Below are 23178 nucleotides of genomic sequence, written 5' to 3' on the forward strand. Positions count from 1 at the left end.
GGTAAACGAAAGTAGTTGAAAATTTGTTCAAATTCAAATAAACAAAAAAGACTGCGTATTATGGCAGTCTTATATTACATTTTTAAAAATTGTGTTTATAAACCAAAAGCAGTTTTTACTTTATCTATATAATCTAATTTTTCCCAAGTAAACAATTCTACGTCTAAGGTAACAGATTCACCAGTTGGTTGTGTAAATGTTTTGGTAATGGTTTCATTTTTACGTCCCATGTGTCCGTAAGCAGCCGTTTCGCTATATATAGGCGAGCGCAATTTTAAGCGTTCTTCAATAGCAAATGGGCGCATATCAAAAAGCTTAGAAACAATCTCAGCGATTTCGCCATCGGTCATATTAAAAGAGCAAGTTCCGTAAGTATTAATAAAAATACCCATAGGCTCTACCACGCCAATGGCATAACTTACTTGTACTAAAATTTCATCGGCAACACCAGCGGCAACCAAATTTTTAGCAATATGTCGTGTAGCATACGCCGCACTTCTATCCACTTTACTTGGGTCTTTTCCAGAAAATGCACCACCACCATGGGCGCCTTTGCCTCCGTAGGTGTCCACAATAATTTTACGACCAGTTAATCCTGTATCACCATGTGGACCGCCAATTACGAACTTTCCGGTTGGGTTTATATGGTATGTGATATCATCATTAAATAACGCTTGAATATCCTTCGGTAATTTGGCTTTTACGCGTGGGATTAAAATCCCAACAATATCTTTTCTAATTTTTGCAAGCATGGTATCATCATCTGCAAAATCGTCATGTTGGGTTGATAAAACAATGGCATCGATACGTTGTGGAATATTATCATCGCTATATTCTATGGTTACCTGACTTTTAGAATCGGGTCTTATATAGGTAATCTCTTTGTTTTCTCTACGTAAAGCGGCAAGTTCAATCAACAATCTATGTGATAAATCTAATGCCAAAGGCATATAATTTTCGGTTTCGTTGGTAGCGTAACCAAACATCATTCCTTGATCTCCGGCACCTTGTTGCTCTTTTGTTGCTCTGTCAACTCCACGATTGATGTCGTCTGATTGTTCATGAATGGCAGATAGTACACCACAAGAATTTCCATCGAACATATACTCGCCTTTGGTATAACCAATCTTGTTTATGGTATCTCTTGCAATTTTTTGTACGTCTAAATAGGTGTGTGATTTTACCTCACCAGCAAGGACTACTTGTCCTGTTGTTACCAAGGTTTCGCAAGCGACTTTAGAGTCTCTGTCGAATGCTAAAAAATTATCGATTAAAGCATCACTAATTTGATCTGCTACTTTGTCCGGATGTCCTTCAGATACACTTTCCGAAGTAAATAAATATGCCATTGAATTATATATTATAAGGGAGATTTGACGATAACGTCGCAGGGAGTTTTCACTGCCTTTAGCATTTTTATTTATGCTGAACTTGTTTCAGTATCTTTTAAAAAGAAGTTCTACATAAAGAGGTTGCAATCAGTCAAATCTTTCCTCTGTTATTATGCTTGCAAAAGTAAAAAAATAAAAGGAAAAACAAATTGATTTTCATTTTTTATAGAAAAGATTAGGTTATTTATTTTTAAATCGAAATATTTGTAACGCAAAAATGAAAAAACAAATTTTAAATATAGTTTCTGTCATCGTCATTGTGATTATTTCACAACGATAGGGAGCGTATTTAATAACTATATAAATTACGGCCTTCCCTAAACGGAAGGTTTTTTTATGAAGAATTTTTTGATATTGGACATCATAAAAAAAATGAATTAAATATTTGATTATAAATGAATTAAATGATTTTTATTAGCTGTGGATTTAACCGTCAATAACTATAAATCATGATATGAAAGCGGTAATGATTTAATTTTGGAACTCATTTTAATCATTATTGAATTTTTAACAAAATTCTTAATAACTTAAGATATTAGTAATTAACCAATTATAGAGCTTAAATTTCTATAAATAATTATGAAAGAACTAAATAAACATAGTAAAAGATTAACACAAGATGAGTCTCAGCCAGCATCCCAAGCCATGTTATACGCTGTGGGTTTGTCTGATGAGGATATGCATAAAGCTCAAGTGGGTATTGCCAGTACTGGATATGATGGAAATCCGTGCAATATGCATTTAAATGGTTTGGCTGCCGAGGTTAAAATTGAGTGTAAAATAGCTGGTTTGGTTGGTTTAGGATTTAATACTATTGGCGTTAGTGATGGTATTTCCATGGGTACTTCAGGTATGAATTATTCTTTAGCTTCTCGCGATATCATTGCAGACTCTATTGAAACGGTTGTGAATGCTCAAAGTTATGATGCGCTTATATCTGTTGTAGGTTGTGATAAAAATATGCCAGGAGCAGTTATTGCTATGTTGCGTTTAAATCGACCATCAATAATGATGTACGGTGGTACCATAGCTTCAGGTAAATATAAAGGAAGAAAATTAAATATTGTTTCCGCTTTTGAAGCTTTAGGACAAAAAGTGGCAGGTGAAATTGGTGAAGAAGAGTATAGAGAGATTATAAAAAGTGCCATTCCAGGTGCAGGAGCATGTGGCGGTATGTATACAGCAAATACAATGGCATCTGCAATAGAATGTATGGGTTTTGCGCTGCCTTATAATTCGTCTATTCCAGCAGAAAATCCGAATAAATTATCAGAAAGCGAAAGGACAGCAATCGCTATCAAAAATCTTTTAGAACTGGATTTAAAACCTTTAGATATCATTTCTAAAAAATCTATTGAAAATGCTATTGCGCTTGTAAATGCTCTTGGAGGATCTACCAATGCCGTTTTACATTTCTTAGCGATCGCACATGCGGCTGATATCGAGTTTACTTTAGAGGATTTTCAAAAAGTTAGCGATAGAACACCTTTAATAGCGGATTTAAAACCTAGCGGAAAATATTTAATGGAAGATGTTCATGGTATTGGTGGAACACCTGCCGTGATGAAATATTTACTGGACAATGGTTATTTACATGGTGATTGTATGACCGTAACAGGAAAAACCTTGGCTGAAAACTTAAAAGATGTTGAACCACTTAAGTTTGAAAATGATCAAGATGTCATTCATCCAAAAGAGAACCCTTTAAAATCTTCAGGGAATTTACAAATTCTTTATGGAAACTTAGCAACTGAGGGTGCTGTTGCAAAAATATCAGGAAATGAAGGATTGGTTTTTGAAGGAAAAGCGGTTGTCTATGATGGTGAACAAGCAGCAAATACAGGGATTTCTAATGGTGAAGTAGAAAAAGGAGATGTTGTTGTTATTAGATATGTAGGGCCAAAAGGTGGTCCAGGTATGCCAGAAATGTTAAAGCCAACCTCGCTCATTATGGGTGCAGGTTTAGGGAAATCCGTAGCATTAATAACAGATGGTCGTTTTTCTGGAGGTACTCACGGTTTTGTAGTGGGTCATATCACTCCTGAAGCGCAATCTGGTGGCGCCATAGGATTGCTTAAAACGGGCGATAAAATTAAAATTAGCGCAGAAGATAATTCCATCAACGTATTGATTTCTGATGAAGAATTATCTAAAAGAAAGTCGCAATGGATTGAACCAGCGTTAAAACATAATAAAGGTATATTATATAAATATGCAAAATCAGTATCATCAGCTTCAAAGGGTTGTGTAACTGATGCATTCTAAATAGAAATTTTTTCATTTCCGCAAAGGCGGAAATCTCAATATAATGAGTATGAAAACACAAACAGCCAATAAAACACAGAACGTGACTGAAAAAACAGAACGAATAACGGGCAGCGAAGCTATAATAAGATGTTTAATAGCAGAAGGCGTTGATATACTTTATGGATATCCAGGAGGTGCTATCATGCCAGTGTATGATGAACTATATAAGTTCAAAGATCAAATAAGTCATATTTTAACGCGTCACGAACAAGGCGCTGCACACGCAGCCCAAGGTTATGCACGTATTTCTGGTAGAGTAGGCGTTGCCATGGCAACATCGGGTCCTGGAGCTACCAATTTAGTGACGGGTATTGCCGATGCGCAAATAGATTCCACACCTTTAGTTTGTATTACAGGCCAAGTAGCATCCCATTTATTGGGAAGCGATGCCTTTCAAGAAACGGATATTGTGGGTATTTCTACCCCGGTAACAAAATGGAACTGTCAAGTTACTGAAGCATCTCAAATCCCAGAAGCATTAGCTAAAGCATTTTATTTAGCAAAAAGTGGGCGACCAGGACCTGTTTTGGTCGATATTACTAAAGATGCGCAATTTGGGGAACTTGATTTTAAATACGAAAAATGTAAAGGCGTAAGAAGTTATATACCTGTACCGCCAACAGATTTAGAGACAGTTGCTAAAGCGGCCGAGTTAATAAACAATGCTAAAAAACCATTAATTGTTTGGGGACAAGGTATTATATTAAGTCAGGCAGAAGAGCAATTAAAAGCAGTTATTGAAAAAGCAGGTATTCCATCTGCATGGACTATCCTTGGAGCTTCGGCCATACCAACATCACATCCTTTAAATATAGGAATGGTTGGTATGCATGGTAATTATGCGCCAAATGTATTAACTAATGAATGTGATGTGCTCATTGCCATAGGAATGCGTTTTGACGACCGAGTTACAGGGAATTTGAATACCTATGCAAAACAAGCTAAGGTTATCCATTTTGAAATTGATCCAGCAGAAGTTGACAAAAATGTAAAAACGGATGTGGCTGTTTTAGGTGATGCTAAATCAAGTCTTACAGCATTATTGCCTTTGTTAAATAATAATACTCACAATGAATGGCATCAAAAATTTAAGGATTTATACGCCATTGAATTTGAAAAAATCATAAAGGATGATATTACGCCCACAAAAGAAGGTTTAACCATGGGAGAGGTATTAAGACAGATAAATATCAATACCAAGGGTAATGCCGCTATTGTGTCCGATGTCGGTCAACATCAAATGATTGCCTGTCGTTATTCGGAATTTAATATCACTAAAAGTAATATCACTTCTGGTGGATTGGGTACTATGGGCTTTGCGCTCCCTGCCGCCATTGGTGCTAAAATGGCAGCGCCAGATAGAGAAGTTGTCGCTATTATAGGAGACGGTGGTTATCAAATGACCATTCAAGAACTCGGGACTATTTTTCAGAATAAAGTACCAGTAAAAATCGTAGTTTTGAACAATGAATTTTTAGGAATGGTGCGTCAGTGGCAACAGTTATTTTTTGACAAAAGATATGCTTCAACCGAAATGACCAACCCAGATTTTGTTACCATCGCCAAAGGCTATTATATTGAAGGCAAACGTGTAACAAAACGGGACGAATTGGCTACTGCCGTAAAAGAAATGATTGCATCAAAAGATGCGTATTTCTTAGAGGTTTGCGTAGAGAAGGAAGATAATGTGTTTCCAATGATACCATCTGGAGCCTCAGTTTCAGATATACGTTTAAGTTAATTGAAGAAACAAGAACACAGATAAAAGAATATAGAAAACAAGAGAGGTGTAAGTGTTAAAAACAGGATTGTAAAAGTCTTTTTTCTTATATCTATTCTCTAATATCTCTTAAAAAAATGAGCGAAGAAATAAAATCATTCACCATTTCGGTTTATACCGAAAACAATATTGGCTTGCTTAATCGCATATCTGCTATTTTTCAGCGCAGACATATCAATATTGAAAGCCTAACAACGTCTCAATCTGAAATTGAAAACGTCAACAGATTTGTTATTGTTGTAAATATCACTGAAAGTCAAGCAATTAAAGTGGTTAAGCAAATTGAGAAACAAGTTGAAGCTTTGCGAGCTTATTACCATACAGATGAAGAAACCATTTATACAGAATCGTGTATGTTTAAAATAAAATCTGATTTATTGTTTGAAGAACCACAAATTCAGAATATTATAAAAGATAGTAATGCAAGGATTGTAACAGTAAACAAAAAGTTTTTTGTGCTTGAAAAATCTGGCAGACGTCACGAAATTGAATTATTACGAAGAGAACTTAATGTTTTCGGAATCATGCAATTTGTACGTTCTGGACGCATTGCCGTGACTAAAGAAGAAATGAAAATAAGTGAAATGCTATCAGCATTCAATAACCAATTATAACATAAAAACAACATTTAAGAATGGGAAATTATTTTAATACGCTGTCGCTAAGAGATAAATTAAATCAATTGTCGAAGTGTAGATTTATGGAAACTGCAGAATTTGCAGATGGCGTAGAAGTTTTAAAAGGTAAAAAAATTGTCATCGTAGGATGTGGGGCACAAGGCTTAAACCAAGGATTGAATATGAGGGATTCTGGTTTGGATATTTCTTATACATTACGTGCAGAGGCTATTAAAGAAAAACGTACATCTTATTTAAATGCCACTGAAAATGGATTTAAAGTTGGGACTTATGAAGAATTGATTCCAACGGCCGATTTGGTATTGAATTTAACACCAGACAAACAACATACAAGTGTTATTAAAGCGGTTATGCCGTTAATGAAAAAAGGCGCAACGTTATCGTATTCCCACGGGTTTAATATCGTTGAAGAAGGCACCCAAATACGTAAAGATTTAACCGTTATTATGGTGGCTCCTAAATGTCCTGGTACAGAAGTAAGGGAGGAATATAAAAGAGGATTTGGTGTACCAACGTTAATTGCTGTACATCAAGAAAACGACCCCGAAGGAAAAGGTTGGGCTCAAGCAAAAGCCTATGCTGCTGCCACTGGTGGTGATAGAGCAGGTGTTTTGGCATCATCATTCATCGCTGAGGTTAAAAGTGATTTAATGGGAGAACAAACCATTTTATGTGGATTATTACAGACAGGTTCTATTCTTTGTTTCAATAAAATGATTGAAAAAGGAATCGATGCTGGCTATGCTTCAAAATTAATCCAATACGGTTGGGAAACTATTACAGAAGGTCTAAAATATGGTGGTATTACCAATATGATGGATAGACTTTCAAACCCAGCAAAAATTAAAGCATTTGAATTATCGGAAGAGTTAAAAGATATCATGCGTCCATTGTTTCAAAAACACATGGATGATATTATGGAAGGAAACTTTTCTAAAGGGATGATGGAAGATTGGGCTAATGATGATAAAAATTTATTAGGGTGGAGAGCGGCTACTGCAGAAACAGCTTTTGAAAAAACACCTGCTGGTAATGTCACTATTTCTGAACAGGAATATTATGATAAAGGCGTGCTCATGGTTGCTTTTGTAAGAGCTGGAGTAGAGCTTGCTTTTGAAGCGATGACCGATTCTGGAATCATTGATGCATCGGCTTACTACGAATCATTACACGAAACACCACTTATTGCCAATACCATCGCAAGAAAGAAATTATATGAAATGAACCGTGTGATTTCTGATACCGCTGAATACGGATGTTATTTATTCGATCATGCTTGTAAACCTTTATTAGGAGACTTCATGGAAAAAATAGATACCGACGTCATTGGTAAAGCGTATGCTAAAGACAACGGGAAAAGTGTTGATAACGCCAAGTTAATACATGTAAATGCAGCTTTAAGAAATCATCCTGTTGAAAAAATAGGAACGTTCTTAAGAGCTTCCATGAAAGCTATGAAACCTATAGTTTAATACATATATTTATGAATAAGGAAAAGACCATATATTTTCCTAGTATTAAAAATATAAAAGTAGCTGCCGATACCATTAAGAAGGTGTCGGCAGTTACGCCTTTAAGCCCTAGCGAAAGATATTCAAAACAGTTTGGAGCAAATATCCTTTTAAAACGTGAGGATCTTCAACAAGTACGTTCCTATAAAATCAGAGGTGCTTACAACAAAATTAGCTCACTAACAATAGAGGAATCTAAAAACGGCGTTGTTTGTGCCAGTGCTGGCAATCATGCCCAAGGCGTTGCTTTATCTTGTAAGTTATTGAAGATAAAAGGAACCATTTACATGCCCACACCCACGCCAAACCAAAAAATCGAACAGGTTAAAATGTTTGGTGAGGATTTTATAGAGATAAAGTTGGTTGGCGACACCTATGATGATGCTTACCATGCCTCTATGTTAGAATGTAAAGAACTTAATAAAACATTCATTCACCCTTTTGATGATGAAAAAGTTATTGAAGGACAAGCCACCATTGGTCTAGAAATTCTAGAGCAAACAAAAGAGCCTATTGATTATGTGTTTATAGCCGTTGGTGGCGGTGGTTTGGCAGCGGGTTTATCATCTGTTTTTAAAGAATTATCACCCAGCACAAAAATCATAGGCGTTGAGCCTGAAGGCGCTCCTTCTATGTCTGTTTCAATAAAAAACAATAAAAACACGGAACTTCAACACATTGAAAAATTTGTTGATGGTGCCGCTGTAAAACGTGTGGGAGACCTTACCTTTCCTATTTGCAAAGAAAATCTTCACGCCATGATCACCGTGCCTGAAGGAAAAGTGTGCCAGACCATTTTAGAGCTTTATAATAAAGATGCTATTGTTGTTGAGCCTGCAGGTGCTTTAAGTATTTCGGCATTATATTTTTATGCTGAAGCGATAAAAGGCAAAAATGTAGTGTGTGTGATTAGTGGAGGTAATAATGATATTACCAGAACGGCCGAAATAAAGGAGCGTGCTTTATTATATGCCAATTTAAAACATTATTTTATTGTAAAATTTCCGCAACGCGCTGGTGCTTTAAGAGAATTTGTGGTTGATATTCTTGGGCCAACAGATGACATCACGCATTTTGAATATACCAAAAAAACAAACCGCGAAAATGGAGCGGCATTGGTTGGGATTGAATTAAAATCTGCCAACGATTTAGAGCCATTAATCACAAAAATGAAGCAGCGTAACTTTTTTGGAGATTATCTTAATGACAAACCAGACTTATTTCGATTTTTAGTTTGATTTTAGCTATTAAAATATATTCGCGAAATCGATTTCGGTTTATACATCTTATATACAATTTAACTAAGTGTTAAGAATATACTATTTTTTGGTAGGTGTCCTCTTATTGAAAGCTTCATGATAAAAAATATAGGTATCTTAGCAATAGTTTACATATATAAATTTTCGTCATGACTACAACATTTTCAGAAATACCAGAAGCATATAAAATCAATTCTCTTTTACATCAAAAATCATATTTGGTTTCAGGAGAACTTAAACAATGGCAAGGAGCTACTTCCGAAGTATATTCTACTATTTCTTCAACCCAAGATTATAAACCAACCTTATTGGGGACTGTTCCAGAACTTGGGGGAAATGAAGCTATAGAAGCTTTAAATGCGGCACATGAAGCTTATGATAACGGACAAGGTTTGTGGCCAACCATGAAGGTTGTGGACCGCATAGCTTGTATGGAGACCTTTGTTAAGCTTATGAAAACCAAAAGAGAAGAGGTTGTGAAACTTTTAATGTGGGAAATAGGTAAAAATCTACCCGATTCTGAAAAAGAATTTGATAGAACGGTTGATTATATTTATGATACTATTGAAGCTTATAAACAAATTGATAGAGATTCTGCAAAGTTTGAAAAAAATGACGGTGTATATGCGCACATCCGTAGAGGACCTCTTGGTGTTGTTTTATGTTTAGGGCCCTATAATTATCCACTTAACGAAACTTTTACCTTGCTTATTCCTGCATTGATTATGGGTAATACGGTTATTTTTAAACCGGCAAAACTTGGAGTGCTTTTAATTTACCCATTACTTGAGGCGTTTCAAAAAAGTTTCCCTAAAGGTGTTGTAAACATAATTTATGGTAGAGGTCGCGTGTTGGCTGCCCCCATTATGGAATCTGGGAAGGTTGATGTTTTAGCATTGATTGGGAATAGCAAATCGGCCAATATACTTCAAGAAAAACATCCGAAAAAGAACAGATTACGTTTGGTATTGGGTTTAGAGGCTAAAAATCCTGCCATCGTATTGCCCGATGCCGATTTAGATTTAGCCGTAGATGAATGTATTACGGGCACCTTATCTTTTAATGGGCAGCGTTGTACGGCATTGAAGATATTATATGTTCATGAATCTGTTGTTGAAGAATTTAACAGACGTTTTTCATATAAAGTTGATTCGTTAAAATTTGGGAACCCTTGGGAACCTGGGGTTAAGTTAACACCGCTTCCCGAAGTGGATAAACCAGCATATATACAAGAATTAATTGATGATGCTATTAGCAAGGGAGCTAAAATTCTTAACAAAAAAGGAGGTGAAACGTCAGAGAATTTTATTTACCCTGCCGTATTATATCCTGTTAAAAAAGACATGAGAGTGTTCATTGAAGAGCAGTTTGGACCAGTAATTCCAGTGGTTTCTTTTTCAGATATTGAAGAACCATTAGACGATATGGCCGAATCAAATTATGGTCAGCAAGTCAGTTTGTTCGGAAAAAATGTTAATACACTATCACCGTTAATAGATACTTTAGTAAATTTGGTGTGTCGAGTAAATTTGAACAGTTCTTGTCAACGTGGACCGGATGTATATCCATTCACAGGTAGAAAGGATTCAGCAGTTAGTACATTGAGTGTGCATGATGCATTAAGGTCTTTCTCTATCAGAACATTTGTAGCATCAAAAGATAATGAATACAACAATGCTATTTTGAATGAGTTGTTAAACAAGAAAACATCCAATTTTATTAGTACAGATTATATTTTATAAAACAAAACTAAATTTAAGCATGAACAAGAGACACATTAACTATGTATTGGGAACTATTTTTTCACTAGTCGTTTTAACAAGCTGTGGTGGAGAAAAGAAAGAAGAACCAAAAGAAACTATTAAATTAGGGGTTCAAAAAGAAGAAGAACCAAAAGCTGAAATTAATAGCAACGTTACTGAGATTGTTATTTCAGGCGATGATATGATGAAGTTTGATTTGTCTGAAATCAAAGTAAAAGCAGGTCAAAAAATTAAAATAACCTTGCGACACAAAGGCAAGATGGATGTTAATGTTATGGGGCACAATTTTGTGATACTTAAACAAGGTGTTGATGTGGCTGAATTTGGCGCTAAAGCCGCTGTTGCTAGAGATACGAAGTACATTCCTGTAGGTTCGGAAAATGATATTGTAGCACATACCGATTTAATAGGCGGAGGACAAACGACGTCTGTGGAGTTTGATGCTCCCGAAGCTGGGACTTATGATTTTTTATGTAGCTTTCCAGGGCATTATGCTTTGATGAAAGGTAAGTTTATAGTGGAATAAATTTATAACTAGATATTCGTTAGGTGGTTTTTCACTTAAAAAAAGCTCTTTAATTAAAAAGGGCTTTTTTTTTGCTTACATTATTCATAACAAAATAAAAAACTATTTTTTATATCTTAGCGGTAAAGTGTTAAAAATACATTTTAAAATAATTAAAAAATAATAAGCTAAGAGTTCAATAATTAAAATTTATTTTTATTGAAAAATATAGCTGTTTTTATAAGGCATTTTTAATAAACATCTTAAACTTTTACTAACTAAACTAAATTAAATATGGAACACATTAATAAGAACAGGCTTTTTTTGGCAAGTTGTCTAGCTTTAATCACAACAGCGATGACATTTGCTATTAGAGCAAGATTGGAAACCGTTTTTGGACCTGAAGGCGTAGGATTGACCCTAGAGCAAATTGGGTATGCTTTCACCCCAGCATTTTTTGGTTTTACTTTGGCTATGCTTTTTGGAGGGCCATTAGTTGATTTTTTAGGAATTAAAAAAATTACTTGGATGGCTTTTGTAACACATGCTATTGGTATTATTTGGACAATAATGGCGGATTCTATGACTTCATTATTCTTAGCGACCCTGTTTGTTGGTATTGGAAATGGTATGGTTGAAGCGGCTTTAAACCCTATGATAGCCTCTATGTACACCAACGAAAAAACTAAAATGCTTAATAGATTTCATGTTTGGTTTCCTGGTGGTATAGTAATTGGATCACTCGTTGGATGGTTGGTAATGGATGTTTTGGGCTTAAGTTGGCAAATTATGGTGGCAACTTTATTTATTCCTGCTATTATTTATGGAGTGTTATTTTATGGACAAAAATTCCCAGTTACAGAGCGTGTCCAAATGGGCATTAGTAATAGCAAAATGTTTTCAAGTATAGGCAAACCCTTATTCCTATTTATGGTGTTTTGTATGTTTTTAACAGCAGCCTCCGAATTAGGGACTACACAACGTATAGAATCTTTATTAAAACAATCCGTTGAAGTGCCACTTTTAGTATTGGCATTTATTAACGGAATAATGGCATTGGGTAGAATGTTTGCTGGTCAGGTTGTACATAAATTAAAACCGGCTGGCATGTTATTGTATTCAGCCATTTTTACATTCATTGGGTTATGGTTATTAACCGTTACCAGTGGCGGAATGGTGTTTTTGGCAGCAGCAGTTTTCGCTATTGGCGTTACGTTCTTTTGGCCAACAATGCTCGGATTTGTGGCTGAATATTTGCCAGAAACAGGAGCTTTAGGACTTTCTATTATGGGAGGAGCGGGTATGTTTTCGGTTTCTTTAGTATTGCCAATAATGGGGAATTTAATGGATAATGCCAGCCCAGGAGAAGCGTTACGAACCATGTCTATTTTACCAGCTATACTAATTATTGCCTTTTTGGGATTGAATGTTTATATGAAAAGAAGTAAAACACTAAAAGCATAAAGAAGAATGACAAGAAAATTAAGAATGGGAATGATTGGTGGAGGCACAGGATCATTCATTGGTGATGTACACAGAAAAGCGGCTTCAATTGACGGATTAATTGAACTAGTTTGTGGGGCTTTTAGTAGCAATTCAGAAAAATCAATTCAATCAGGAAAAAATTTATTTCTTCCAGAAAACAGGTGTTATGAAAGCTATGAGGAAATGATTTTAAAGGAAAAAGAGCTCCCAGAGGATATAAGAATGGATTTTGTTGCCATTGTAACTCCCAATCATATGCATTTTCCACCAGCTAAGTTTGCTTTAGAACATGGCTTTCATGTCGTTTGCGATAAACCTGTTACACTCACTTTAGATGAAGCTATAGAGCTTCAAAAAGTAATTGAAAAAAGTAACAAATTATTTGCATTAACGCACAACTACACAGGAAACGCCATGGTTAAACAGGCAAAAGCGATGGTTGATAATGGTGATTTAGGAAACATTCGAAAAATACAAGTACAGTATTTACAAGGTTGGTTATCTACCGCTGTTGAAAGCACGGATAACAAACAAGCATCTTGGCGTGTAGATCCAAAACGTTCTGGAATAGGTGGTGCTTTGGGAGATATTGGAACACATGCAGAAAATTTGGTTGAATATATTACTGGTTTAAAAATTAAAGAATTAGCAGCCGACCTGGGGAGATTTGGTAAAGGCAGGATTTTAGATGACGACGGTAATTTATTGCTTCGTATGGAAAACGGTGCTAAAGGAACCATGTCGATTTCTCAAATTGCTTTAGGGGAAGAAAATAACTTAGCCATTCGAGTATATGGCGAAATAGGAAGCATCGAGTGGCATCAAGAGAACCCTAACGAATTAATAACACGTTGGTTAGACAAACCAAAACAAATATATACGCCTAATGGAAATGGTTTATATCCAGAATCATCCTCCGTTACAAGAATTCCTGCGGGACATCCAGAAGGATATTTAGAGGCATTTGCAACTATTTATAAAAACTTTGCTACGCATTTAATGGCTCTTAAAGAAGGCAGAAACATTGAAAAACCAGATTATCCAACCGTTGAAGATGGCATAAGAGGCATGAAATTTATCTACGCTTCAGTAGAAAGTGATAAAAATAATGCCGCTTGGGTAAAATTAAATTAATTATAAACATAAACAGATGAAATCGCCATGATTTGCAATCGTAAAAGAAGTGAAGATTTTCCTCAAGGCGATAACATATGACCATTAAAAAAACAAATATAAACTACATATGAAAACATTAAAAGGACCTGCTGTTTTCTTAGCGCAATTCGCAGGAAGCGAAGCACCATTCAATAGTTTGGATGGGATGTGCCAATGGGCAGCAGATTTAGGTTATAAAGGCATTCAAATCCCAACTTGGGAAACACATTTAATTGATGTAGATAAGGCTGCAGAAAGTCAAACCTATTGTGATGAACTCAAAGGGAAAGTTAATTCATACGGATTGGAAATCACTGAATTGTCCACACATTTACAAGGACAATTGGTGGCTGTTCACCCGGCTTATGATACCATGTTTGATGGTTTTGCACCAGAGTCAGTTAGAAACAATCCTAAAGCTAGAACAGAATGGGCTATTAAAACCGTTAAGAATTCAGGTACTGCTAGTGGACGATTGGGATTAAAATCCCACGCTACATTTTCTGGTGGATTTTTATGGCATACCGTTTATCCTTGGCCACAACGACCTAAAGGGCTTGTAGAAATGGGATTTGAAGAATTAGCAAAACGCTGGTTGCCTATTTTAAATCATTTTGATGAACATGGGGTTGATGTTTGTTATGAGATCCATCCTGGAGAAGATTTACATGATGGTATTTCTTTTGAACGTTTTTTAAAAGCCACAGGTAATCATAAACGGGCTAACATTCTTTACGACCCTAGTCATTATGTGCTTCAACAATTGGATTATTTAACATTCATTGATTACTACCACGAATTTATTAAAGCATTCCATGTTAAGGATGCCGAATTTAACCCGACAGGGAAACAAGGTGTTTATGGTGGTTATTCAGATTGGGCAGACCGCGCAGGACGTTTTCGTTCTTTGGGAGATGGACAGGTGGATTTTAAAAGTATTTTTTCAAAATTAACGAAGTATAAATGTGATGTTTGGGCCGTTATGGAATGGGAATGTTGCATAAAATCTTCTGAGCAAGGTGCTAGAGAAGGAGCTCCTTTCATACAAAGTCATATTATTGAAGCTGCTGAAAGAAGTTTTGATGATTTTGCAGGTGGCGACGTTGATAAAGAGCATCTAAAGAAAATCTTAGGATTATGAAGAAAATAAGTTTATCTCTTTTCGTTACTTTGGTTTCTTTCGCTTTGTGGGCTCAAGAAAACAGCAATGAAGATTATACGGAGCCTACCAAACCTGAGGCTACGGAAATATGGAGTCCTAAGCCGCCAACAGTTACTCCAGGACAAAATGGGGCGCCTCCAAGTGATGCTATTGTGTTATTTGATGGAACTAATTTTAACGAATGGGTAAGTCCTAGAGATTCTTCGGAAGTTAAATGGACACTCAATAAGGATGGTAGTATGACGGTGAAATTAGGCAGAGGTGTAGGAGATATACAAACCAAGCGTAATTTTGGAGACGTACAACTGCATATAGAATGGAAATCGCCAGAAAAAATAGTTGGTGACGGACAAAATAGAGGAAATAGTGGCGTTATTATTCAAAAGTTGTATGAAGTACAAGTACTTGATAATAATGATAACGAAACGTATGTAAACGGACAAGTTGGGTCTGTTTATAAGCAATCCATTCCTTTAGCAAAAGCATCAGTTCCAACAGGCGAATGGAATACGTATGATATTATATATCATGCACCAGTATTTGGAATGTATGGAGATGTTGTTAAAAAAGCAACCATGACCGTGTTGCATAATGGGGTATTAATTCAGGATCATTTTGAATTAATCGGCCCCATGACCTTCATCGGGTGGCCTAAATACAAACCGCATGGAAAAGCCCCTTTACTTTTACAAAATCATAATAGTGAAGTAAGTTATAGAAACATTTGGGTTAGAGAGCTTTAATTATAAAAAGCCTACAAATAACATCAAGAAAGCGCTTACAATTGTATGCGCTTTTTGCTTTTATAAGCATAATTAAATGGGTTTAATCTTGAAGAATTAAAAACAAAACTCTAAAAAAGACGAGATATTAATAATTTTTATAAAAAAGTATATAATTTTAACAGACTTAATGAATAAAATCATAATTTTACACTATGAATACATTAAAAAATAAAATACGTCCTTCATCACCCGGTTTCCGCGCGAGTATATCTCGTCGCAGCTTCTAGTCATTCAATGACCAAAAACCGAAACGTAATTTTAATTTTTTTTATAGTGTATAAAACTTCATCCATAACATTTCAAAATTTATTTAATATAGTAATTAACACATATTTTATGTGCTTTATTTACCCGCGCCGCCCGTAGGGCGTATAAACTTAAATTTAAAGAACTGATACATCTAGTTCACCAATAAAAATAACTCTAATTTTAAAATATTATATAATTATAATGGAAGTTGTAATTGCCGATCAATCACATTCTAAATACGCAGAAATTATTTGCGAAACTATTGCAGAGTCAGCCGCAGTTAGAGGTACGGGTATTGCTAGACGTACACCCGAATATATAACAAAAAAAATGGTTAATGGAAATGCGGTTATTGCCTTAGATGGTGATAAATTTGCAGGATTTTGTTATATTGAGCTTTGGGGTCATGGTAAGTTTGTAGCCAATTCAGGATTAATTGTCCACCCAGCTTATCGAGGTGCTGGATTAGCAAAAAAAATAAAGCATAAGGTATTTAAACATTCAAGGACTAAGTTTCCAGATGCTAAAGTTTTTAGTATTACAACAGGCTTAGCGGTTATGAAAATGAATACGGATTTAGGTTACAAACCAGTACCGTTTTCAGAATTAACAGACGATCCAACGTTTTGGGACGGTTGCCAAACCTGCAAAAATTACGATGTTTTAACACGTACCAATAGAAAAATGTGTTTGTGTACTGGGATGTTGTACGATCCTAAGAATCAAGATAAAAGCGAACCCAGAAAAATAACAGAAAAGGTTTTTAATAGACTAAAGCATATTAAAGAAACCATGTTTTTAAAAAAAGATAAAAAGTAAAAAAGATTTTCAATGAAAAAATTAGTAATAGCATACAGTGGTGGTTTAGACACTTCTTACTGTGCAGTAAGTTTGTCAAAAGAATTTGATGTACATGCGGTGAGCGTAAACACTGGCGGATTTACCAAATCGGAAATTGACCATATTGAAAGGAATGCTTATAAAATGGGCGTTACTACGTATAAAAATATTGATGCAGTAGCCACATTTTACCAAAAGGTGGTTAAGTATTTAATTTTTGGAAATGTTTTAAAAAATAACACCTATCCCTTATCTGTAAGTGCTGAACGAATCATTCAGGCCATTGAAATTGTTGAGTATGCTAAAAGTATAGATGCAGAATATATAGCTCATGGAAGTACGGGGGCTGGAAATGATCAAGTACGTTTCGATATGATTTTCCAAACATTGGCACCAGAAATTCAAATCGTTACCCCTATTAGAGATAAAAAGTTAAGCAGACAAGAAGAAATTGACTATTTAAAAGCCAACGGCATTGATATGTCTTGGGAAAAAGCGAAGTATTCAGTAAACAAAGGACTGTGGGGGACTAGTGTTGGCGGTTCTGAAACCTTGACATCCAATAAACCTTTACCTGAAGAAGCCTATCCATCGCAACTAAAACACGCTGAACCTGAGAAAGTAAAACTGACTTTTATGAAAGGGGAACTGGTAGCTATAAATGGTATAGAAAATGACCCTGAAATAAATATTGAAGTATTAAACAATCTAGCAAAAGCTTATGCTATTGGTAGGGATATTCATGTGGGAGATACGATTGTTGGTATAAAAGGGAGGGTTGGTTTTGAAGCTGCTGCTGCATTAATAACCATTAAAGCCCATCATTTATTGGAAAAGCATACGCTTACAAAATGGCAGTTGCAACATAAAGAATATTTAGCTAGTTTTTATGGGATGCATTTGCACGAAGGTCAATATTTAGATCCCGTAATGAGAAATATAGAAGCATTTTTAGTAAGCAGTCAAGATAAAGTAAGTGGCGATGTTGTAGTCACTTTAAAGCCATATCATTTTACGTTGGATGGAATTACATCTAAACACGATTTAATGAATGCGAAGTTTGGAAGTTATGGTGAAGAAAATAAAGGCTGGACTCCAGAAGAAGCAAAAGGGTTTATTAAAATTTTTGGTAATCAGAACAAAATATATCAACAAGTAAATTCGGAACCATAATTATAATTTAGTTGCTGAGCTTTGTCATGCTGTCCCGATAGCTATCGGGATTGTTTCAGCATCTCAATTAAAAAGTTTGTAAAAGAAATTTAAAAATGAAAAAAATACAAGTAGGGATTATTGGTGGCGCAGGTTACACGGCAGGAGAATTGATACGATTATTGATCAATCATTCTGAAACCGATATTAATTTTGTGTATAGCACATCTAATGCTGGCAATAAAATTAGTAGCGTTCATCAAGATTTATTAGGAGACTTAGACCTTAAGTTTATTGATACCATCAATCCGAATGTAGATGTATTGTTTTTATGTTTGGGTCATGGAAATTCGGTTAAGTTTTTATCGGCGAATACGTTTTCTGATAAAACTAAAATTATTGATTTAGGTAATGATTTCAGACTTGAGAAAGATAAAGAATTCAATGGGAAATCTTTTGTTTATGGTTTGCCAGAATTACAAAGAGAAACCATTAAAAAAGCAGATTATATTGCAAATCCAGGATGTTTTGCAACAGCAATTCAATTGGCAGTATTGCCATTGGCACAGCAAAATGTGTTGAGTGATGATGTACATGTGAACGCTGTCACTGGTGCTACGGGAGCAGGAACGTCATTATCGGAAACCTCACATTTTCCATGGAGAGATAACAACTTTTCTTATTATAAGCCATTTACGCACCAACATTTAGGAGAGATTAATCAGTCGGTTAAGCAATTGCAAAATAGCTTTTCTTCCGAAATTCTGTTTATGCCAAATAGAGGAAATTTTTCGCGAGGTATTTTCGCTACGGTTTATACCAATTTTGAAGGTAGTTTAGCAGAAGCTATAGATTTGTTTAAAGCGTTTTATAAAGATGCTAAGTTTACATTCGTTTCAGATGAGGTGTTGCATTTAAAACAAGTAGTGAATACCAACAAATGTTTAATTCATTTGCATAAACACAATAATAAATTGTTAGTGACAAGTATTATAGATAACCTTTTAAAAGGAGCTTCCGGACAAGCGATTCAGAATATGAATTTAATGTTTGGTTTAGAAGAAACAACAGGATTGCAATTAAAAGCAACGTATTTTTAGCCCCACCTAACCTCCCCAAAGGGGAGGAACTCATGCGGGTTTCCCCTCCTTCGGAGGGGTTAGGGGAGGAAACAATTAAAAACAATAAAAATGAAAATAGCCATTATAGGAACAGGAAATTTAGGAAGCTCCATCGCCAAAGGGCTTATTAAAAACAAAACGTTTACATCTTTATACTTAAGCGATAAGAATACGACGGCTGTAAATAGTTTTAATTCGGTCGAAAATGTAACTATTACCAGCGATAATGTGTTGGCAGTAGAACAATCCGAAATGGTTATTTTCGCTTTGCAACCCAAACATATCAATGCAGTTCTTGAAAGTGTAGCTTCAAAAATTACCACGAACCATGTCGTTATTTCCGTAGCTGCAGGTGTTGATATTGCTAGAATTGAAGGCATTATTGGGAAAGATAAAAATATTATTCGCGTCATGCCAAATACCGCTATTTCTATTGGAAAATCCATGACTTGTATTGCCGCCAATGAAAAAGCGCAAGATAAAGTAGAGATGGCCCAAACCATATTTAACCAATTAGGGACTACGATGGTCATTCCTGAAGATTTAGTGCAAGCAGCAACTGTTATTTGCGCAAGCGGTATCGCATTTTGGATGCGCCTTGTGCGTGCTACAACGCAAGGTGCCATACAATTAGGTTTTGAAGCAGAGCAGGCACATGAATTAGCTACGCAAACGTGTTTTGGAGCCGCCAGTTTGTTACTGGAATCTGGAAGACATCCTGAGCAGGAAATAGACCGTGTAACAACTCCAAGTGGTTGTACGATTGAAGGTTTAAATGCGATGGAGCACCAAGGGTTGAGTTCGGCTTTAATACAAGGTATCGTAGCGTCTTTTGAGAAAATTAACCAAATAAAAAAGAATTAAAATGCCATTATTTGACGTTTATCCATTATATAATGTAACGCCTGTATCTGGAAAAGATATGTACGTTTACGACGAAAAAGGAGTTGAATACTTAGACCTTTACGGAGGTCATGCCGTGATTTCAATTGGGCATTCACATCCCAAATATGTCAAGGCCATTACCAATCAAGTCTCTAAACTTGGATTTTATTCGAATGCGATTCAAAATCCGTTACAAGTTGAATTAGCTGATAAGATTGAAAAATTATCAGGATGTAAAGGTTACGAATTGTTTTTTTGCAATTCTGGTGCCGAAGCCAACGAAAATGCTTTAAAATTAGCATCGTTTAAAACAGGGAAAGCACGCGTTATTGCTTTTAATAATTCATTTCACGGACGTACATCAGCAGCGGTGGCCGCAACCGATAATAAAAATATTGTAGCACCAATCAACGCGCAACAACAAGTCACTTTTTTAGCGTTGAATGATATTGAAGGCGTTAAAAGAGAAGTAGAAAAAGGAGATGTCTGCGCCGTTATTGTGGAGTTTATTCAAGGTGTTGGCGGATTAGATCAGGGAACTGCCGCGTTTTTCGAACAAGTAGATGCTCTTTGTAAAGCGAACAATACCTATTTTATTGCAGATGAGGTACAATCGGGTTACGGACGTTCAGGTAAATTCTTTGCATTTCAGTATTACAACGTAACCCCTGAAGTTATTTCCATTGCTAAAGGCATGGGGAACGGATTCCCAATAGGAGGTATTTTAATTCACCCAAATATTGAAGCAAAACATGGTATGTTAGGCACTACATTTGGCGGAAATCATTTGGCGTGTGCCGCTGGTTTAGCAGTCTTAAACACGATTGAAGAAGAAAAATTGATAGATAATGTCAATGTCATTTCAGAGTATTTTATTAGCATAGCTAAAACAATTCCGCAGATAAAAACAATTAAAGGAAAAGGATTAATGATTGGATTGGAATTCGATTTTGAAATCGGAGACCTTAGAAAAAAGCTTATTTACGAGCATCATATTTTTACAGGTGGTGCTTCAAATAAAAAGTTAATTAGAATTTTACCACCATTAACCATTAAAAAAGTACATGTAAATCAATTTTTTGAAGCGCTTAAGAAAACTCTAGTGCCAATAGAAGTTGAAAAATAAAAACAGAGAAATAAAGTCTCAAAGTTTCAAAGTAACAAAGCCTCAAAGCTTAGAAACTCTGAAACTTTGCAGCTTTGCAACTCAAAAAAAAACAAAAAAATGAAAACATTATTAAACGTAGAAACAAGAAACGCCGTATTACTTAAAATGGCAGCACTTTTAGATTCTGAAAGAGCCGCTATTATCAAGATTAACAAAGCCGATTTAGATGCTTATGATGGGAATGATATTTCTATGTACGACCGTTTAAAAGTTGATGATTCCAAAGTGGACGATATGATTGCCTCGGTAACGCATTTAGCATCTCAAGAAGATCCTGTAGGTGTAGAGCGTTTTGCTTTCAAGCACGATAATGGCATGCAAGTTTATAATAAAACAGCCTCGTTTGGAACGGTGTTAATTATTTATGAATCGCGTCCAGATGTGACGGTGGAGGCTGCTGGAATTGCTTTTAAATCAGGAAACAAAATTTTATTAAAAGGAGGAAAAGAATCCTTAAAATCGAATTTAAAAATAGTTGACTTGTGGCATCAAGCTTTGAAAGAAAATGGTGTTTCAACCGATTGGGTGGAATATTTACAATTTGATAGAACCGAAACCCAAGCGTTTTTAGAAAAACCAACTCAAAAAGTGGATTTAATTGTGCCTCGTGGTGGCGAACGATTAATTGCTTTTGTGAAAGAACATGCGACATGCCCAGTTATTATTAGTGGTCGTGGGAACAATTTTGTGTATGTGCATAAAGAAGCCGATTTGCAAATAGCCATGGATGTGATTATAAATGCGAAAACCACAAAAATTTCGGCGTGCAATGCATTGGATAAGGTGCTGATTGATAATAAACTGCCTAATAAAGAGTCTTTTGTAAAAAACCTAATTTCAAAACTAAAAGAATTTAAAGTTGAGATTTTGGGTGATGAAACTTTGTCAAAGTATGATGAGGTTGCTTTAATTCCTTCAAAAAACATATGGTCTGAAGAATTTTTAGACTATAAAATTGTCATTGGTGAAATTGATTCGACCCAAGATGCTATTGCGATGATAAACACTTATTCTGGCGGACATTCTTCTTCAATAATAACTAAGAATGATATGGAAGCTAAAACATTCATGGCAAATATTGATAATGCTGCTGTATACCATAACGCCTCTACCAGATTTACGGATGGCTATCAATTAGGTTTAGGTGGTGAATTGGCTATCAGTACCGATAAATTGCACCAAAGAGGTCCGATAGGTTTACAACATTTAGTAACCAATAAATGGTATATTCACGGCAATGGACAAATAAGATAATGCAGAAAAAGAAAAGAATATTACTTAAAGTGGGCTCTAACACGCTGACCAAAGAAACTGATAATATTTCGAGAGGTAAGATTGAGGATATGGCGAATCAAATCGCTCATTTACAGGATAGCTGTGAGTTTATTATTGTAAGTTCTGGGGCGATTGCTGTCGCGAAACAGTTTGTAAAATTAGAAAGCAAAGGGAAAGATATTAATGTGAAACAGGCTCTAGCTTCTATTGGTCAGCCACATTTAATTCGCATTTATCAAGAAATTTTTAGAGAAGCTGGTTTGTTGACATCGCAGTGTTTGTTATCGTATTCCGATTTTGAAAGAGAGCAAAGCAGAACGAATATCGTCAATACCATTAATGTTTTGGTTAGTAATAATTACATTCCAATCATTAATGAAAACGACACCGTGGCAACCGATGAAATTAAGTTTGGTGATAATGATAAATTAGGGGCATTAACGGCTTCACTTTTGAAAGCAGATTTATTCATTATTGCAACCAATACAAATGGTATTTATACCAAAGAATCTATGGAAAATGGGACGCCAAAAACCATTGAAGTTGTTGAAGATTTTGAGGAGTTGTTAAAGCAGGTAGTAAGTTCAAAATCGTCTCATGGCAGTGGAGGCATGCAGTCTAAAATTGAAGCTGCTGCGGTTACTAAAAAAGCAAATATAGAAACTTGGATTGTAAACGGATTGGAAGATAATTTTATGGTAAATGCTTTCAATAATAAAGTGCCGTTTACTAAAATAAAATAGATTA

19 protein-coding genes are annotated in these 23178 nt (G+C 35.5%); 18 read left to right on the plus strand and 1 reads right to left on the minus strand.

The annotated features are described in order from the left end of the window. Positions 1–95 precede the first annotated feature (95 nt). A complete protein-coding gene (metK, locus tag CSW08_RS16165; protein WP_106660908.1) occupies positions 96–1349 on the minus strand; it encodes a methionine adenosyltransferase in 1254 nt (417 codons plus the stop codon). Between the two features lie 621 nt (positions 1350–1970). Here metK and ilvD point away from each other — a divergent pair. The 18 genes from ilvD (at position 1971) to proB (ending at position 23174) form a co-directional block, all read left to right on the plus strand. Further along, on the plus strand, positions 1971–3656 hold the full coding sequence (gene ilvD, locus CSW08_RS16170) for a dihydroxy-acid dehydratase (protein WP_106660910.1): 1686 nt from the start codon (positions 1971–1973) through the stop codon (positions 3654–3656). Positions 3657–3705: 49 nt separating this feature from the next. Continuing rightward, a complete protein-coding gene (gene ilvB / locus CSW08_RS16175) occupies positions 3706–5439 on the plus strand; it encodes a biosynthetic-type acetolactate synthase large subunit (protein WP_106660912.1) in 1734 nt (577 codons plus the stop codon). A gap of 116 nt (positions 5440–5555) precedes the next feature. Next, a complete protein-coding gene (ilvN, locus tag CSW08_RS16180; RefSeq protein WP_106660914.1) occupies positions 5556–6092 on the plus strand; it encodes an acetolactate synthase small subunit in 537 nt (178 codons plus the stop codon). 20 nt (positions 6093–6112) lie between these two features. Continuing rightward, positions 6113–7588 (plus strand): ketol-acid reductoisomerase, encoded by a 1476-nt coding sequence (ilvC, locus tag CSW08_RS16185; RefSeq protein ID WP_106660915.1) that lies wholly within the window; start codon positions 6113–6115, stop codon positions 7586–7588. An 11-nt stretch (positions 7589–7599) separates the two neighbouring features. Further along, on the plus strand, positions 7600–8865 hold the full coding sequence (gene ilvA, locus CSW08_RS16190) for a threonine ammonia-lyase IlvA (protein ID WP_106660917.1): 1266 nt from the start codon (positions 7600–7602) through the stop codon (positions 8863–8865). A 170-nt stretch (positions 8866–9035) separates the two neighbouring features. Then, positions 9036–10628, plus strand: a complete 1593-nt coding sequence (locus tag CSW08_RS16195; protein ID WP_106660919.1) for an NADP-dependent glyceraldehyde-3-phosphate dehydrogenase — start codon at positions 9036–9038, stop codon at positions 10626–10628. Between the two features lie 19 nt (positions 10629–10647). Further along, positions 10648–11175: an azurin gene (gene azu, locus CSW08_RS16200; RefSeq protein WP_106660921.1), complete on the plus strand. Its 528-nt coding sequence runs from the start codon at positions 10648–10650 to the stop codon at positions 11173–11175. A gap of 273 nt (positions 11176–11448) precedes the next feature. Next, complete coding sequence (locus CSW08_RS16205; RefSeq protein ID WP_106660923.1) at positions 11449–12618, plus strand: MFS transporter; 1170 nt, start codon at positions 11449–11451, stop codon at positions 12616–12618. A 6-nt stretch (positions 12619–12624) separates the two neighbouring features. Beyond that, on the plus strand, positions 12625–13773 hold the full coding sequence (locus CSW08_RS16210; RefSeq protein ID WP_238987294.1) for a Gfo/Idh/MocA family protein: 1149 nt from the start codon (positions 12625–12627) through the stop codon (positions 13771–13773). A gap of 109 nt (positions 13774–13882) precedes the next feature. Further along, positions 13883–14935, plus strand: a complete 1053-nt coding sequence (locus CSW08_RS16215; protein WP_106660924.1) for a sugar phosphate isomerase/epimerase family protein — start codon at positions 13883–13885, stop codon at positions 14933–14935. Further along, positions 14932–15699, plus strand: a complete 768-nt coding sequence (locus CSW08_RS16220; RefSeq protein WP_106660926.1) for a 3-keto-disaccharide hydrolase — start codon at positions 14932–14934, stop codon at positions 15697–15699. The genes CSW08_RS16215 and CSW08_RS16220 overlap by 4 nt, the downstream gene beginning before the upstream one ends. Before the next feature lie 492 nt (positions 15700–16191). Further along, on the plus strand, positions 16192–16809 hold the full coding sequence (locus tag CSW08_RS16225; protein ID WP_106660927.1) for a GNAT family N-acetyltransferase: 618 nt from the start codon (positions 16192–16194) through the stop codon (positions 16807–16809). Between the two features lie 12 nt (positions 16810–16821). Beyond that, positions 16822–18003, plus strand: coding sequence for an argininosuccinate synthase (locus CSW08_RS16230; protein WP_106660929.1), 1182 nt, complete (start codon positions 16822–16824; stop codon positions 18001–18003). Between the two features lie 95 nt (positions 18004–18098). After that, positions 18099–19082, plus strand: a complete 984-nt coding sequence (gene argC / locus CSW08_RS16235) for an N-acetyl-gamma-glutamyl-phosphate reductase (RefSeq protein WP_106660931.1) — start codon at positions 18099–18101, stop codon at positions 19080–19082. A gap of 90 nt (positions 19083–19172) precedes the next feature. Continuing rightward, a complete protein-coding gene (gene proC / locus CSW08_RS16240) occupies positions 19173–19967 on the plus strand; it encodes a pyrroline-5-carboxylate reductase (RefSeq protein WP_106660933.1) in 795 nt (264 codons plus the stop codon). A 1-nt stretch (position 19968) separates the two neighbouring features. Further along, complete coding sequence (locus CSW08_RS16245) at positions 19969–21114, plus strand: aspartate aminotransferase family protein (protein ID WP_106660934.1); 1146 nt, start codon at positions 19969–19971, stop codon at positions 21112–21114. A 66-nt stretch (positions 21115–21180) separates the two neighbouring features. Beyond that, positions 21181–22410: a glutamate-5-semialdehyde dehydrogenase gene (locus tag CSW08_RS16250; RefSeq protein ID WP_394337038.1), complete on the plus strand. Its 1230-nt coding sequence runs from the start codon at positions 21181–21183 to the stop codon at positions 22408–22410. Further along, a complete protein-coding gene (proB, locus tag CSW08_RS16255; protein ID WP_106660968.1) occupies positions 22410–23174 on the plus strand; it encodes a glutamate 5-kinase in 765 nt (254 codons plus the stop codon). The genes CSW08_RS16250 and proB overlap by 1 nt, the downstream gene beginning before the upstream one ends. Positions 23175–23178 lie beyond the last annotated feature (4 nt).

It is taken from the genome of Confluentibacter flavum, assembly GCF_002843175.1.
GTDB classification, from domain to species: Bacteria; Bacteroidota; Bacteroidia; order Flavobacteriales; family Flavobacteriaceae; genus Confluentibacter; species Confluentibacter flavum.